This is a genomic window from Reticulibacter mediterranei (genome assembly GCF_016587455.1).
Window position 1 is genome coordinate 7,851,137 of sequence record NZ_BNJK01000001.1, and the last position, 16,214, is coordinate 7,867,350.

A 16,214-nucleotide genomic window follows, 5' to 3' on the forward strand; every position below is an offset into this window, starting at 1 on the left:
CCGAAGGAGAGGGATATCATGGTGTTAGCACGTTTGCTTCCTAATGATAAGCGTTTTTTTGATTACTTTCGCAAAGATGTCGATAACGCTCTAGAGGTCGCCCAGTGCCTGCACGATTTGCTGGAGAACTACACTGAGGTCGAGCGCAAGACACGGCGAGTGCGCGATCTTGAACATCAGGGCGATGAGATTACGCATCAGATTTTTGATGCGCTCAACCGAACCTTTGTCACGCCGTTTGACCGCGATGATATTACTATATTGGCTGGGCGGCTTGATGATTTTGTCGATGCAATTGAAGAGGCGACGCGTCGCATCTGGTTGTACCGCATAGATGAGCCAACGCAGGGTGCGCGCGTCCTGGCACGTATTATCAGCGATCAGGCATCACTGTTTGCTTGCTCTGTGCCGCTGTTGGAGCATAAAAAAGAGTGGAAGCGTCTGCTCCGTTGCACGATTGATATTAACCGATTGGAGAACGAGGCCGACGAGATACTCGGGCGGGCACTCTCCGGGATGTTTGATGGGGCTGAGGATGTGCGCGGAATTATCAAAGGGATTCGTTGGGGCGAGATCTATCAACATTTAGAAGACGCGACCGACAGGGCAGAGAATGTGGCGAACACATTGGAGAGGATTGTGGTGAAGAATGTTTAGTGTTCCATTGTTGGTGCTGGTTCTGATCATTGCCATTGCGCTCGTTTTCGACTTCATCAACGGGTTTCACGATACTGCCAATGCCATCGCCACCTCAGTTGCAACCAGAGTTCTGACCCCTGGCGTGGCCGTGCTGATGGCGGGTATTCTTAATGTGGTTGGCGCATTGACAGGGACCGCCGTTGCCACAACGGTTGGACGCGGGATTGTGGCCCCGGAAAACTCGACACAGCTATTGGTGGTGGCGGCGCTGGTGTCCGCTATTATTTGGGGATTGATTACATGGTGGTTTGGCATTCCGTCTAGCTCCAGCCATGCTTTGATCTTCTCTATTGTCGGGGCAGGGGTGGCGGCGGCAGGCTGGCAGGCGATCCAATTTGGTGGCCTGGCGAAGACGTTTCAGGGTCTCATTTTCTCTCCATTGCTTGGCTTTATTGGTGCCTTCTTCGTGATGATTGGATTGCTCTGGATCTTTGCCCGTGCGCATCCTGGTCTGGTGAGCCGCCTTTTCGGACGGTTGCAGATCGTTTCGGCGGCCTGGATGGCATTCAGTCATGGCAGCAACGATGCGCAAAAAACGATGGGGATCATTACAATGGCTTTGGCAAGTTATTATGGATGGACGGGCGGCGAATGGCAGGTTCCGCTCTGGGTCATTCTGATGTCCGCAACCTCGATGGGGCTTGGCACGTCTATTGGTGGCTGGCGCATCATACGAACGATTGGTTTGAAGGTTGTTGATCTACGCCCGATCAATGGTTTCGCTGCTGAGACCGCCGCCGCTGCGATTATAGAGACGGCCAGCCGCCTCGGTATCCCGGTCTCCACAACGCACGTCATCTCGACGGCTATTATGGGTGTGGGAGCAACCAAGCGCGTGTCGGCAGTGCGTTGGGGCATTGCCGGACGGATCGTGACGGCATGGATCGTTACTATTCCTTCGTGTATTCTTATGGGCTGGATTTTTTACGTTTTGTTACATCTGCTGACTGGCTTGAAATAACGGGGCGAACATGCAAATGCTCTCCATGCGGCGAGAAAAATACCAGTTTTTTGAAATTCGTTGACAACATCCCTGGAAATTCGATATTATCGCCGTAAAGAAATGTGTCCCATCTTTTATAGTCTTTGTTCTATGTAATCTTTTGCGACTCATCTTTATAGTCGTATACAAGATATGTGTGCTGTTTATTGCTGATGCTTGAACAGCAGGAAATGTGAGTGTGTAACGTTCGTATGGAGAGAGATCAGAACATGCTATTTGGCCAACGACGGAAGATGGGTGTTGGCTTTCACAATATAGGGAGTGGATTGTTGCGTGCCTCTCATGCAGAGACGGTGCGCAAAGTGGAGCGCCATTATGGAGAGCGGTGCGGTCATCTCCCGCTGAATGCGCAAGCATTGAGAGCGCTTGTCGCCGAAAATACAGAGGCTATTCGGACGCAAATGGCGTATCTGAGCAGCTTAATGGGAAGAACTTTACTGCCCCTTACCGCTGATGAACTGCTACAGGGACAGCAAGAGACGGCAGAGCGCCCATTGGTGGTGCCCTATATCAATGTGCCGGAAACGGAAGCCTATGTGCAGCAAGAACTGGGAGCAGATGTCTGGGGCTTGCCAGGTCGGATGACGCATATTCTCAAAAATAAAGCGAGTTTTTACAAATTAGTTGACGAGATAGGGTTGCCCGATTTTCAGACGCCCGACTATCGCGTTACCAGCGTCTATGACCTTATTGCCGCTGCACGCGACTTTCTGGCAGTGGTTGAGGAGACCTATCACGACGCGGATATGATTCATGAATATCCGTTAGGTGTGATGTTGCGCGCCGCCGAGTCGGACGGCAACTATGGATGCTGTCTCCTCTATGAGCAGGCGGGCTGCGTCGTCATGGTGCCAAATGGAGATGCTGGCAATACGCTGTCTTATCGGATGTGGTCTGAAGCGCTGATGGCGGCCCAGCAACATTTGATTTCCACAATGGACGTGCAAAAAGAGACGCGCGTCGTCATCAGCCGGTATATTGATTTCGTCGATTCCCCTGGCCTGTCGGTTGTGTTGCTGGATGGAGAGGTTGCCTCGCTGCGCTGGAATGGTCAGCTCCAATTAAAGGGCAGTAAAGCCTGTGTAGGAACCAGTTCTTACAATCCCAGCAGCGCTGCTCTTCTGCATCTCCAGCAGCTCTATGAAGAGCCGACGGCAACCTTTTTTGAGGCGTTGTTGCGTCAAACGGCGGAGCGCTGCCAGATCGATTTTGCCAGCATACGTGCCGTTGCGAACCTGGATATCATGCTTCCCGGCCCACTGGAGGCGCGATTGCAACAGCGCAGGAAAGCACCACGAGTAAATTATCTGGCCGAATGTAATCCGCGCTGGACCAACTATACCGATGCAATTCTTGCCGTGTCAGGCATAACAGGGCGCGAACCAACGGTTGCGAATATGCGAGCGGTGATTCGGGAAGGCATCTCGACGGTAGATAAATATCCTCTGCCCGAGCATCTCGATCCAGCCATCGTGCGGGAGTGGATTTTTGAGCGCGATGCGTTGTTGAAGCGTGACGGAACCAGGATCATCTGTCGGATGGCGCAAAAGCCGATGGGGTTGATCTTCGCGGGCGATGTGCAGCTAGCTCAGCGCGAATTTGAGCAAATTGTAGCAATTTTGGCCACTAAAGTGGCATCATAGCGCTATCAGGATCAGGGTTGACCGCATTGAGGTGTATACTTGCTCGTGGTTGTTGTGAAAGCGTTTGCGAAGAGAGGAGTTACGATGAACATGAGCAGAGATACAGCTCTGGTGGTTATTGATGTCCAGGTCGGTATGTTTGAGGAGTCGGACCCGGTCTATCAGGGTAAGCAGTTGCTTGCACGTATTCATAGTCTATTGGAGAAAGCACGAGGCGCGGATATTCCTATCATCTATGTGCAGCACGGCAGCGAACGGGCAGACCATCCTCTGAAGATAGGCGCGGCGGGATGGCACATTCATCCCGCCATTGCCCCCCAACAAGGAGACCGGATCGTACAGAAGCGCATGCCAGATGCTTTTTATGAAACCGATTTGCAGCAGGTATTGCACCAGCTTGACGTGAAAAAGCTGGTGCTTGCTGGCATCCAGACAGATTTGTGCGTCGATACAACCTGCCGGCGTGCCTGTAGCCTGGACTATGACGTGACGCTGGTTGCAGATGCACATAGCACCTGGGATAGGGCACCATTGACGGCAGAGCAAATTATTGCCCATCATAATGCGCTTTTAGGCGATTGGTTTGCAACGGTAAAAACTGAGCAAGATATTACATTCAATTGACGGTAGGTTACTGTCGTGCATAGCTGTCCACCAGTTGCGTGAGACGTGACCTCTCTGCGTCAGAAATATATGGTGCATAATGATCGGAGAGGTCGCGTAGTACCAGGTTGGAGGCGGCATAGCCATTCTGCTCCTGAATGGCCTGTAGAATGTGGTCGTGTCGCTCCCAGGTTTCTTGCATAAAGTCAGCCTTCCATTGTTTCTCTCCAGATCCATCTTTCAGCACATCTTCCACCACATTCAAGACCACATGATGGCAGAGACGGAATAATTCATTCTGTGCGCTATCGGCAATCAATTGATGAAACATCGTATCAGCCTGTTGGAATGCCTCTGCCATCCCAGTAGTAATGAGCGTTTTCATATCGTTATGAATCGTGAGCAGTTGCTCTAATTGTTCTTTCGTATGAAACATGGCAACAAGATAGGTTGTAGTGCTTTCGATGACGAGACGGAATTGTAATAATTCTATCAGGCTGATTTTGTGAGTGCGTGAGAAAAGCGAAACCAGCGCTTTTTGCAAGAGGTCCGTTGAAAATTCTTGTACGACCGCTCCCCCAACGGAGGAGCCGTGATGTGATTTAATAAAGCCAGCATTTTCCAGTACCCGGAGCGCCTCGCGTATCGTTGCACGGCTGACGTGAAATTGGCGCATGAGATCTTTTTCTGAAGGAAGGTGCTGACCCGGCAAAAAATCTCCTCGATAGATGGCTTCTTCCACCTGGCGAACGATGGCTTCATAGGCTCGTACTGGCCGGACGGGTTGAAATTGAGGATTCATATATATTTTTCTGTCTTCGCGCCTGGTAGCTCTTACAACGAAGATACACCCTCGCTCCAGGCTAAAATAGTGTAATATGTAATAGTGTCTGCTTTCCGCTGTTGTCGGAAAAACCCCATTACTAGAATGATGATGGCTCCAAAGGAAGTTGGTGTCAGTCTATCACATCAAGGCTGTTTTGCAAAGATACAACCTTCTCTGCCCCCTTGCTTTTTGTGAAGGTATCGATTACACTATACGCAAGGTACAGAGTATACTGGTCTGACCAAAATGACTGATACCCGCAACCGAATTACAGCTATTCTATGCACAGCTTTCGGTTTTGCTTTTGCTTGCGAATTTCCTCTTCTCATAGGAAGGAACGATAATGAAGCAGGCGAAGCAACATATGTAGCCTGAAAGTTTCATTGCTTTTCACATTCTGTTGCACACTTCCTTATTGGTCTTCACCCTCTACTCTTGTTCGGGGGATATCAACCGTTTTCATTGGTTTTCATAAGCCTTATAGCTTCAGCGTTTCCCCTTATGAAAACTACTGAATACGCCTTACTTTTTTCTGATGCTTTACAAACTCCGAACAATGTTATACAATGTATGTGTAATGTTAATCGATGTAAACATTTGACGAGACGTTACTTATTCCAACATCCGTTGAGGAAACAAATTTAGGGAACTGAAAGTTCCCAATGAGGAGGAGAGATATCCATGAATAGCGATCTGTTAACCGTTTCTGAAGTTGCTCGTATTTTGCGTGTTGATGACACAACTGTTCGCCGCTGGGTGAAACAGGGTGCGCTCGAAGCTGTTGTGCTGCCCCATGTAAATGCACGGCAGGCCTATCGCATCAAACGCGCGACCCTCGATAGAGTGCTCGGCTCTATCAACGTTCAGTAGGTCTTAGCTCATAGGCTAAACACCAGAGAACAAGTTGACGGGAGGTTCTACCCTCTCGTCAATTTTTTGTTTGTTTGGGACCAGGGTCATGCCTCGGTCGCTGTCTTGCATAAACATGTGCTTTCAAAAATAATATACAATGAGGAGCGGGTAAGCGTTTTCTGGCTGCCTCCATTTCAATGTAATATTTTTTCGACGGAAAGGCATAGTGCTATGCAAACAATGACTGGCGTTGTGTTGCCAGGCAATCGACAGCTTGAGTTGCGCGAATTCTCTGTTCCTGAGCCTGGCTATGGGCAGGTGCTTGTACGGATGAAGGCCTCATCGCTGTGTGGCAGCGATTTGCGCGCGATCTATCGACCAACCAACCAGGGGACCGGCCCGGAAGCGTATCAGGGAGTGGTCGCCGGTCATGAGCCATGCGGCATTATTGAGCGCGTTGGTCCTGGGGTGCGCCGTTTTAAGGCCGGGGATAGAGTTATTGTCTATCATATTGCTGGTTGTGGCCTCTGTTCTGAGTGTCGGAGCGGCTGGATGATTAGCTGTTCGCAACCGGGACGTGGCGCGTATGGCTGGCAGAGACCTGGTGGACATGAAGATTTTATGGTTGCTGACGAGGCGACACTGGTAACTCTTCCCGATGAATTGAGCTATCTCGATGGAGCAATGGTTGCTTGCGGTATCGGCACCGCATATGCCGCCTGTTTGCGCGCAGGTGTTTCGGGGCGTGATCGCGTTCTGATTACTGGTCTGGGGCCAGTTGGCCTGGGTGCGGCCCTGCTATGTCGCGCGATGGGAGCCGAAGTGGTTGGCGTGGAGTTTATTGCAGAGCGCCGCCAGCTGGCGCAACAATTGGGATTTGCCAGCATCGTCTCGCCCGAAGACGGCGATATGCTGACTGCATTGCTCCAGCAAACAGGCGGTCACGGCTTTGAGGTGGCGATCGATTGTTCCGGCAATGCCAATGCGCGCCATCTCTGTCTGGAAGCTGCGCGTGAGTGGGGGCGCGTGGTATTTGTGGGTGAGGGCGGGACCGTTTCGTTTGAACCCAGCCCTTTGCTCATTCACAAACAACTCACGCTCTATGGTTCCTGGGTCTGTAGCCTGCCGCAAATGGAGGAACTGACCGAACGATTGGTGCGCTGGCAATTGCATCCCGATGTCCTGGTGACTCATCGCTTCACGCTCGCTCAGGCGAAAGAGGCGTATGAACTATTTGATACAGGCCGTACGGGAAAGGTTGCGTTTGTCTGGGAATAGCTAACTGCAAGTTGGCCTGGTTGCTATGGGAAAGTACCCATAGCAACCAGGATTACATCTTATCTGTGCGAGAGAAGCGGTTGTTTGCTGGAGGGCAACAATTCGACGGCGTTTAGATTGCCAAGCATACGGTTTTGGGGGCGCAGTGCCCACGAAGCGACGACGAGCAGAACTATAGCGCCAGTAGCAAAGAGATGATACGCGCCATCACCGACGACGGCATGGGAGATAAAAGCGCCTGTCATATTGAGGAACATGCCTGCGTACGCCCATTCCTTGAGGCGAGGAAAGCCAGGCACAATAAGGGCTATGGAACCAAGTATCTTCCATGTCCCGATCACTGTCAAAAGGTAGACTGGATAGCCAAGAACTGTATGCGTTTCGAGGGTTCCCCATTGATGGGTTAACTCTCCGAGCGCGCCTGATAGCATCACGAACAGGACAATTGCTGTGGTTGACCAATAAGCAATCGTTTTCGTTTTCATAGTTATGCCTTCTTTCTTTCTGTGCATCCTTTTCGGCCATATTACAAGGCAGAAGAAGCTGATATCTGTCGATTTTGGTTCTCTACCACCCTGACGGAGAATGAAGAGGAAACGTGACCGATAAATGGTTATGATTGGCAGGCAGAATTATTTGCAGTTACACAGACTCACCGGATGGATATCTTTTCGTCACGAACTATTCACTTTTTCCCATGAAGTTGGTTGCTGATTGCTTTTGGTGTTGCATCGATATATGCTGATACTGATAGAGACCAGCACGGATCGCGTGTGCTGATCTTATTACCAGTGAAAGGAACACTATGGTAGGATTACTCGTTCAGCGTAAGAACGCGTGGCGTCGGAGAGCCGCTTCTATCCTGGCAATAAGTGTGCTAATCATGATGACATCATGTATTCTTGGGCAGATAAGCATATCTTCTGCTAAAGCGGCTGGTACTGGTTACTGGCATACGAACGGCAATCAGATCCTTGATTCTAATAGCCAGCCTGTGCGTATTGCCGGGATTAACTGGTTTGGCTTTGAGACGGCAAATTATGTTGTGCATGGCCTATGGACGCGCAAATATCAGGATGTCCTCGATCAGATTAAGAGTCTGGGCTATAATACAATTCGTTTGCCATATTCGAATCAGCTTTTTGATGCGGCCAGCACTCCGAATAGCATCGACTACGCTAAAAACCCTGATTTACAGGGGCTAACCGGCATTCAGATCATGGATAAGATCATCAATTATTCCGGCCAGGTTGGATTGCGCATTATCCTTGATCGCCATCGTCCCGATTCCGGTTCGCAATCCGCCCTCTGGTATACCTCTGCCTATTCCGAAGCGCGCTGGATCTCAGACTGGCAAATGCTGGCAAATCGTTATAAGGGCAATTCAACCGTCGTTGGCGCTGATTTGCATAACGAGCCGCATGCTCCTGCCTGCTGGGGCTGCGGCGATACGACGGTAGATTGGCGTCTGGCGGCTGAGCGAGCGGGAAATGCCATTTTGTCGGTCAACCCAAACTGGCTTATTTTCGTGGAGGGCGTTGATTGTTACGGCACTGGTGGAGCAGCCAGCGGCGATTGCTACTGGTGGGGCGGCAATCTGGAAGGTGCTGCATCGGCACCTGTGCGGCTCAACGTCGCGAACCGGCTGGTCTATTCCGCTCATGACTATCCGTCTTCGGTCTACCCACAAACCTGGTTTAGCGATGCGAACTATCCCAATAACCTGCCATCCGTCTGGGATACGCATTGGGGCTATCTTTACAAGAACAACGTTGCGCCGATCTGGGTTGGTGAGTTTGGCACGACGTTACAATCAACCTCAGATAAACAGTGGCTTTCGGCGCTGGTGAGCTATATGGGCAAGGGTGCAACGGGCATGAACTGGACGTTCTGGTGCTTGAATCCGAATTCGGGCGATACAGGCGGTATTTTGAATGACGATTGGACAACGGTCAACCAGGCGAAGCAGAGTTATCTTAATCCGATTGAGTTCCCGCTTGATGGCTCCTCTTCGGGAGGTGGTACGCCAACGCCGACTGTGGGATCGACTCCCACTACAGGATCGACGACACCAACGCCAACGGTGGGATCAAATACTCCCACGCCAACCTCGACTCCGGGTGCATCTGCCTCTCTTCAGATTAACTATAAAGTCGGCGATCCGTCCGGGGCCAGCGATAACGCCGTGAAGCCACTGTTGCAGGTGGTCAATACCGGGGGTTCAGCCATTAATCTGAGCAACGTGACGATTCGCTACTGGTATACTAGCGACGGCAGTCAATCTCAGCAATACTGGTGCGATTATGCGATGGTCGGGTGTAGCAACGTAAAGGGGAACTTTGTCGCGGTTTCTCCAGCGCGCGCCAATGCCGATTACTACCTGGAGATCAGCTTTACTTCTGGGGCTGGAACGCTGGCTCCGGGGGCTAATAGCGGCGATATCCAGAATCGTTTCAGCAAAAGCGACTGGTCGAACTACAACGAGACCAACGACTATTCGTATAATGCGACCATGACAAACTATGCTGCCTGGACGAAGGTTACGGCGTACTATCAGGGCGCGCTTGTATGGGGAACTGAGCCATAGTTTTGTGCTAACAAGCAAAAGGGGTGACTTTTCGATAAGGTCGTCCCTTTTGCTTGTTATGCACTCTGATTTGCAGCCAGCGTCCAGCCGGTCTTTTCTTCAAAGATGGCCTGTGCAGCGGCCAGAATGCTTGCTTTGATCTGCCCTCGATAGGTAACGAGAACACTTTTATCGACCGGGGCAAGGTCGATCCGCTCGATCTGTGCTTTCCCGGTTGGGAGAACGGCACGGACCTCTGTTTTCAGTGCCTCTTCGTTTACCCCGTCGAGCAAGCTGATGGGCCAGCCGGTTTGCTCTTCCAGATTGGCGAACTGTTCGGTATATGATTGACGGGCCATATCGGGAAATTTGAATTTCAACTGGATTGTTCCCTGCTCGATTGCGATGTGTTGCAGCCCTTCGGCCTCTTGCAACGTCGTTCGTACCAGGGCCAGCACTTTGCTCTTCTCCATGCGCTGCTCGTCAGCCGCATGGTTCTCTTCTGCCGTTTTCACGAGGTAGAGCGACCAGCCCGTTTCGGCGCGAAATTGTTGTTGTGCCTGTTCCTGCTCTTCTGTGCTGATAGGGCCGGAGCAGTTCAGACGGACATAGTGACCATCTTGAAACACATTCGCTTTACCATCGACGTTCACACCAGCCGGGAGGACGCGGTGAGCCATCTCGATCAGAGCTTTCTTATGCGTATCGGGGTTCAGGTTGACGCGCCAGCCGGTTTGTGCCTCCAATGTCGCAAGCTGTTCGGCATAGCGCTTCCTGGTGGTTTCCGGGAAATGGAAGTGGAGCCAGAGGGTTTTGCGCACCTCGTCGGTGCCGACGCGATAGAGGTCGCCACCCGTGCTGAAGAGGGCTGATGCTTGGGCAATAGCTTCTCCAGCTGGTATCTGGCGCTTGTCCTGTTCCTCCATCAAAGACGGCACCATTAGCTCAAGGTGCCACCCTGTCTCTTCGTGGAAGCGCTGCTCAGCCTCTCGTACTGCTTCAAGTGTGGTATCGCCTGTGCAGTGGAGGCAAACCGTGCTTTGATCGTGATAGAGCGAGGGTGTATTGTGGCAGGTCAAACCTGTTGGCAGCAGGCGGCGAGCGGTGGCAATCAGCGCCTCCTGATGGACCGATGGATGGAGGCGCACCTGCCAGCCGGTCTCTTTGGCCAGTTGTACGAACAGATCAGCATAGCGGCGTTGGGCGGCAGCAGGAAAGTAGAAGCGCGCAACCAGCGTCGTTGAGGCAATCTCTGCGCCCACACGATGATATCCAGGCAAGCCGCTGAGCATGTTTTGCGCGATCTGTACTGCCTGATGTTGCGGGACGGCAACCGGCAGGACGTGATGGGACGTGTCTTGCATCACATGAAATGTTTTTGGGGCTGGAGTGGTCGCTTCACCTATTTGCAGCAACCAGCCCGTCATCGCGTGGAAGCGCTCCTGAGCGGCGGCGATTGCCTCTGGCGTTGCCTTGCCGTCACAAACGAACTGGATGGTCGAGTGGTCTGGATAGAGAGAGGGCAGGCCACGCGGGGTTAAGCCCTCTGGTAATAACTCTTGCGCCACTCTGGTTAGCTCGCCCTGATGGGTGTGTCTGGCAATCGAGATGCTTACTCCAGTCTCTTCCTCGGCGGCGCTAAGCGTTTCGGCATATTGCTCTCGTGCGATCTCAGGAAAGTGGAAGGAGAGGGTGACGTTTCCACTGGTCGGGTCAACGCTGCGACGATACAGATCTGGTGGGGAGCCGAGATATTGCTCGATGACGCTGAGAATCCAGTTCTGATCAGGACGACCGCGCTCTTCGGGTTCTTGTAGGGCTTCTCGCCATTCCGGGGCCAGCGTGTAGAGCGTGAGTCCTTCGCCTTCCAGCAGGGAGCGTTGTTGCGCGAAAAGCAATGGGTGCTTATCCAGCAATTTTGCCACTGCCAGCCGGTCTTCTAAGTTTTGCGGCGATACGCCTGCCATGATGCAAAGATCGCCCAGCGTATAGGATGCCTCTTCGCGGCACTGCTGGACCAGTTCATGAGCGGAGAGGCGACGGCGCAGGCGACGCGCTTTTTTCATCAGATCATCGAGGTATTCCGCGATGGCGGCGTTGGAGATGCCTGCTTCTTTCGGCAATGGCCCGAGTATTTCCAGAGCGGCTGAGAGGGGATAGCGGGTGCGCTCCGAGATGCCTTTGGGAAACTGGACGCGGATGGAGGCGACCGGCTCAAGAGCGCGGCAGAAGGCAGGTTTGGCGCTTTCAAGGCTGCGTTGCACCAGCAGGATGTTTCCCGGCAGATCGCCCAGGAAGTCGCCCGGGTTATCCTCGCGCTGTCCACGCACGCGATAGGCTTCATCCAGGCTGTGTTGCCGCACAAAGTAGCGCTGTTCGTAGTCCTCTGCCAGCACCTCCATAATGTGCTGCGTTGTCTCTTCTAGCGCCTCACCATACCAGACCACCGCCAGTTCGCGCGCAGTTACAACTCGCATTGTAGGGAGTTGCCGGATGCAGTGCCAGAGCTGCTCGATGCTTTCCGCCGTCAATTCACGCCCTTCGCCGATGCCGATGGGCAGCGTGGGAAGTTGCGTGACCTGTTCCGTGTCTGTTTTTCTTATAGTACTTTTCTTCTCTATAGTCAGGGCGGCTCCGTTTTTCGGCAGCAGCACCTCGGTTTCCTGGAGCAGATCGCGCAGGGCGGAGCGGGCCTCGTCGTCTCCATGTACCAGGGCTATCCGGCGCGGATGGAGGGCAGAGGCGAAGTTCGCAAGCTCGTGGCCATCGGCATGCCCGGAGAGGCTGTAGCGGGCAACGTGGCAGCGTACCTCCACCTGTTGTCCATTGAGATCCAGCGTGCTGCTTTTCTGATCAGCCAGATCGAGCAGCTTTTTGCCGGGCGCTTCCTCATCCTGATAGCCAGTAATGAGAATCGACGCGCGTGGGTCGGAGGCCAGATGCGCAGCATATTTCACGCTTGGTCCACCTGTGAGCATGCCGCTGCTGGAGAGAAAGCAGGCGGGAGGTCCAGCCAGGAAGCGGTCGCGATCTCGATCACTGCCGACAAACGTGACGTTCTGGCCTGTGAAGGGCATATAGCCTTTGCGAATTTGCCTCTGTAAGCGAGGCGTGAGCGCTTCAGGCATGAGTAGATAGGTGGAACAGATGCGCCTTACCAGTCCATCGACATAGATTGGGAAAAGCGGGATCTGACCCTTCTCCTGAGCGTCTTGCAGGATCAGGAGAATTTCCTGTCCTCTGCCCAATCCAAAGCAGGGGATGAGGACGTGTCCGCCGCGTTCCAGCCCCTCGGCAACTGCTTGAGCGAGGCGGCCCTCTTCTGCCTGACGATTTGGATGGAGCCGCGCGCCATAGGTCGATTCCATTACCAGGAGATCGCAGCGTTCTACCGGCGGTTGTGCGGCTCCCAGGACGGTGCGCTGGGCCGTCAAGCTGAGATCGCCCGAAACCACCAGCGTTCCATCAGGTGCGACAAAGCTGAGGCTGACCGCACCAGCGATATGTCCGGCGCGGCTGGCGTGAATGGTAACGCCGGGGAGCATGGGCAGCGTGAACGGCTCTCCTACTGGCAGGGGGCGCACACAATTGAGCATGCTGGCTACCAGTTGTTGTGGGTAGAGCGGCAGCTCCATCTCTTCGGCAGCCCGTTTCGTCATAACCTTGACGGCATCGGCCAGCATGACCTCCATTAGCAGTCCAGTGGCGCGCGAAGCGAAGATGGGAACGGTAGGAAAGGCGCGGTGAACAAGCGGGAGCGCTCCAATATGATCGGCGTGAGCATGGGTGACAAAGATGGCGCGGATATCTTTTCCTTCCAGTAGAGAGAGATCAGGGAGCGGGTCCATTGTGCGCTCAACGCGTACGCCTGCATCAACGATAATCCACTGGTTTGCGAGTTCGATAGCAAGGCAGCTTGCGCCAACACCACTTGCTCCACCAACAAAGATCACTTGCATCTGTTTTCTGTCTCTCCTACTTTCTGTCGAGATGGTTGCTCAATCGCCTATAGTTCTTCTCATTGGTAAATAGAGAGAAAGGGCGTGTCAGAGCATAGTGTAACACAAAAGTAGGAATTTGGCCCGTCGAGATGGGGATTTATGGTATAACAATATGCTCAAAGAGCTATGCTGCAATGAGGAAGAATGTGGGGAGTTGCAAGAAACACAGGGAGGGGAGTGATGCACAGCTTTAAGTGCGTCACTCCCTGTTCGTTCACTTCTGCGCTGATCCACTGCTAAGCAGCGCATCCAGCGTACTTTTTTTCACTCTATATCCCTGCCGTTTGCCCTTATGCGGCAACATGATAGCGTCCATCGCGCCGGCTTTAATCCAGCGGCGGACCGTCGTATCGTCAACGCGTAAGTGATTTGCGACTTCATGTACCGTCAGCAGGTCTCCTACCCGATCAGTTCTTTCCATACAAATTTCTCCAAACTCTGTATCTGTTCTAATAAACGTACTACTAACATTCTATCCAGTACTATAAAATTGAGCGCTTGTTTTATCATCACACAGAGGAGTGATTTTATCGCTCCCTCTTTGTGATGACGCTTACTCACTCAAAAGGCAGGAATTACAACCAATAATTGCACAACATACCGAACAAGGGAAGAGTGAATAGGTTGCTTTTCTGCAAAGCTATTAGATATGCTGGCTGCCTGAATCAGAGGTTTCCCAGCCTAGACGCATGGCGTACAGTGCGGCCTGAGTGCGGCTTTGCACGCCCAGCTTTGATAAGATATGGCGGACATGCGATTTGACCGTATCTTCTACCACGTGGAGGTGGCGTGCGATATCTTTGTTTGAATGCCCTTGAGCAAGGAGGCGCAGGACATCGCTCTCGCGCTCAGTCAGATTTTTAGAGATTGAGGTTTCGGGAAGCTGTACTTCGCGCATGAGATGGGCCGAGACCTGGGGAGAAAGCTGGACCTGTCCCGAGACTACCTCTTTAATGGCGCGACAAAGCTCGTCCGCCTGAATATCTTTGAGCAGGTAGCCGCTGGCACCTGCTTTCACGGAGCGTACGATGCTGCTATGCTCCAGAACATTCGTGAGGACAATAATCTTTATGGCGGGCATCTCTTGTAGAATGGTCGCTGTCGCGCTGATGCCGTCCATGATTGGCATGAGGATATCCATCAATATAACATCTGGATGAAGTTGCCGCGCTGCGTCTACAGCTTCAGTTCCATCAGTTGCTTCTGCAATGATTTCCAGTTCGGGATCGCGCCCTAGAAAGAGGCGCAGCCCTTCACGTACCATGCCGTGATCGTCTGCAAGGAGCACGTGGATCGTCATATCTTCACCTCCTATAAGCATGTAATGATGATGCTGCATATCAGGATCACTATTTTTGCTGCTAACAGGCTACTATTTCCAGTTCACACTATTGAGATGGCAGATAAACAAAAAGTGGGTATATTTCTTTCGTCCTAAGGTGGAATCTGGCGGTGTGAAGAGGGCAAGCGAAGACACAATTAGCTAAATGATGCAATGTAGGATAGTGATTCTCTGTCGAAACGTGAAATGTAGGAGCGTATTAATTGCCCGCAATGGTGCGCATGCGAGACGAGCCGCGAATACGGAGCGTTGGCGTGAGAATAATCTCCTGGCGCGTCATGGCAGTAGGATGGTGCAGGCGTTGGAAGAGGCGTAAAGCGGCTGTACTGCCTAATTCGTAGACCGGTTGGGTAACGGTGGTCAGTGAGATCGGACTGAGGGCGGCCCAGGGCATCTCATCAAAGCCAACAATGGCGATATCATCGGGGATGCGCTGCTGTCTCTGATGCAGCCCTTCCAGTGCTCCCAACGTCATCAGGTTGTTGGTCACGAAGAGCGCGTCCATTTGCACCCCTCTTTCCAGCAGGTCATAGACGCATTGGATACCGCTCTCGGCTTTAAATGAGCCATAGCATTCCAACTGTGGATCGCGCGGAATACCAGCATCCTGCAATGCCTGGCGATAGCCTTCGAGCCGTTCTTTCCCAGTGGTTGTCGTGCGCGGACCGGTAATGATGCCGATGCGACGATAGCCATTCTCGATCAGATGGGTGGTGGCTTCATATGAGCCACGCCGATTATCGATGAGCACCACGTCGATATCGCGATCCCGTACACGCCTATCCACTGCAACAACCGTGATATTGTGTTCTTTGAAGAGTTCCAGCCCTGGTGGGGTTTCACGCGTTGGAACTATAATCGCACCCGCCACTCGTTCGGCGCATAATACTTCGATATATTGTCGTTCTTTTTGTGGATCTTCATCTGAATTGCAGAGGATGACACTATACCCATTGCTGTGCGCGACATCCTCTATACCTCGAATGAGCGTCGTAAAGAAGGGATTCTGGATATCACTGATCAGTAGTCCGATGATGGTCGATTTCTTGGCGCGCAACGATTGTGCCGCTTTGTTGGGTTGATAGCGAAGCTGTTGGGCAGCTGCCAGCACCCGTGCCGCGACCTCTGGATTGACCCGGGCTGTGCCGTTAAAAACGCGCGAGACCGTTGAAATAGAAACGCCCGCCAATCGTGCTACATCTTGAATGTTTGCCATCGCTTGTACACTATCCCCTCTTGATCTCTGGCCCCCTTGAAAACATTTCCTCTGCCATTTTACACATGCCAGGGTTAGCAAGAGTATAACAGCAATGAACGCCTCTTTGTCAAGCGCTGACGCGAAGTATGAAAATTTTTCCCATGTTCTAGCGTCTCGTGTGCCTGTATTGTCTGTCTTGAGTA

At 52.4% G+C, this 16,214-nt stretch carries 13 protein-coding genes; 7 read left to right on the forward strand and 6 right to left on the reverse strand.

From position 1 onward, the window contains the following. Nucleotides 1-18 precede the first annotated feature (18 nt). From K3T83_RS33565 to K3T83_RS33580, 4 genes are all read left to right on the forward strand, one after another. Nucleotides 19-657, forward strand: a complete 639-nt coding sequence (locus K3T83_RS33565; RefSeq protein WP_220207274.1) for a DUF47 domain-containing protein — start codon at nucleotides 19-21, stop codon at nucleotides 655-657. Then, nucleotides 650-1,660, forward strand: coding sequence for an inorganic phosphate transporter (locus K3T83_RS33570; protein WP_220207275.1), 1,011 nt, complete (start codon nucleotides 650-652; stop codon nucleotides 1,658-1,660). Before K3T83_RS33565 ends, K3T83_RS33570 begins: the two co-directional genes overlap by 8 nt. Nucleotides 1,661-1,911: 251 nt before the next feature. Then, nucleotides 1,912-3,345, forward strand: a complete 1,434-nt coding sequence (locus tag K3T83_RS33575; RefSeq protein WP_220207276.1) for a hypothetical protein — start codon at nucleotides 1,912-1,914, stop codon at nucleotides 3,343-3,345. Between the two features lie 90 nt (nucleotides 3,346-3,435). After that, nucleotides 3,436-3,969, forward strand: coding sequence for a cysteine hydrolase family protein (locus K3T83_RS33580; protein ID WP_220207277.1), 534 nt, complete (start codon nucleotides 3,436-3,438; stop codon nucleotides 3,967-3,969). Between the two features lie 7 nt (nucleotides 3,970-3,976). On the opposite strand, the gene K3T83_RS33585 is transcribed toward K3T83_RS33580, so the two are convergent. Continuing rightward, entirely contained in the window at nucleotides 3,977-4,750 is a 774-nt protein-coding gene (locus tag K3T83_RS33585; RefSeq protein ID WP_220207278.1) for a FadR/GntR family transcriptional regulator, read from the reverse strand. Between the two features lie 705 nt (nucleotides 4,751-5,455). Between K3T83_RS33585 and K3T83_RS33590 the strand changes: the two genes are divergently transcribed. Together K3T83_RS33590 and K3T83_RS33595 are read left to right on the forward strand one after the other, a co-directional pair. Next, nucleotides 5,456-5,644 carry a helix-turn-helix domain-containing protein gene (locus tag K3T83_RS33590; protein ID WP_220207279.1) on the forward strand — a complete coding sequence of 63 codons (189 nt, stop codon included), beginning with the start codon at nucleotides 5,456-5,458 and terminating at the stop codon, nucleotides 5,642-5,644. A 222-nt stretch (nucleotides 5,645-5,866) separates the two neighbouring features. Continuing rightward, a complete protein-coding gene (locus K3T83_RS33595; protein WP_373324629.1) occupies nucleotides 5,867-6,904 on the forward strand; it encodes a zinc-dependent alcohol dehydrogenase family protein in 1,038 nt (345 codons plus the stop codon). A 59-nt stretch (nucleotides 6,905-6,963) separates the two neighbouring features. Here K3T83_RS33595 and K3T83_RS33600 read toward each other — a convergent pair whose 3' ends face one another. Then, the gene (locus K3T83_RS33600) at nucleotides 6,964-7,389 is read right to left on the reverse strand and encodes a DoxX family protein (RefSeq protein WP_220207281.1); all 426 of its coding nucleotides are present in this window, start codon (nucleotides 7,387-7,389) and stop codon (nucleotides 6,964-6,966) included. Between the two features lie 320 nt (nucleotides 7,390-7,709). On the opposite strand from K3T83_RS33600, the gene K3T83_RS33605 reads away from it, so the two are divergent. Next, nucleotides 7,710-9,491 carry a cellulase family glycosylhydrolase gene (locus tag K3T83_RS33605; protein ID WP_220207282.1) on the forward strand — a complete coding sequence of 594 codons (1,782 nt, stop codon included), beginning with the start codon at nucleotides 7,710-7,712 and terminating at the stop codon, nucleotides 9,489-9,491. Between the two features lie 56 nt (nucleotides 9,492-9,547). Here K3T83_RS33605 and K3T83_RS33610 read toward each other — a convergent pair whose 3' ends face one another. The 4 genes from K3T83_RS33610 to K3T83_RS33625 all read right to left on the reverse strand — a co-directional run bounded on the left by K3T83_RS33610 (nucleotide 9,548) and on the right by K3T83_RS33625 (nucleotide 16,029). Beyond that, nucleotides 9,548-13,429 carry an MBL fold metallo-hydrolase gene (locus K3T83_RS33610; RefSeq protein ID WP_220207283.1) on the reverse strand — a complete coding sequence of 1,294 codons (3,882 nt, stop codon included), beginning with the start codon at nucleotides 13,427-13,429 and terminating at the stop codon, nucleotides 9,548-9,550. 256 nt (nucleotides 13,430-13,685) lie between these two features. Next, nucleotides 13,686-13,892 (reverse strand): helix-turn-helix domain-containing protein, encoded by a 207-nt coding sequence (locus K3T83_RS33615; protein ID WP_220207284.1) that lies wholly within the window; start codon nucleotides 13,890-13,892, stop codon nucleotides 13,686-13,688. Nucleotides 13,893-14,114: 222 nt separating this feature from the next. Next, a complete protein-coding gene (locus K3T83_RS33620; RefSeq protein ID WP_220207285.1) occupies nucleotides 14,115-14,771 on the reverse strand; it encodes a response regulator in 657 nt (218 codons plus the stop codon). Nucleotides 14,772-15,012: 241 nt separating this feature from the next. Beyond that, complete coding sequence (locus tag K3T83_RS33625; protein ID WP_220207286.1) at nucleotides 15,013-16,029, reverse strand: LacI family DNA-binding transcriptional regulator; 1,017 nt, start codon at nucleotides 16,027-16,029, stop codon at nucleotides 15,013-15,015. Between the last annotated feature and the right edge of the window lie 185 nt (nucleotides 16,030-16,214).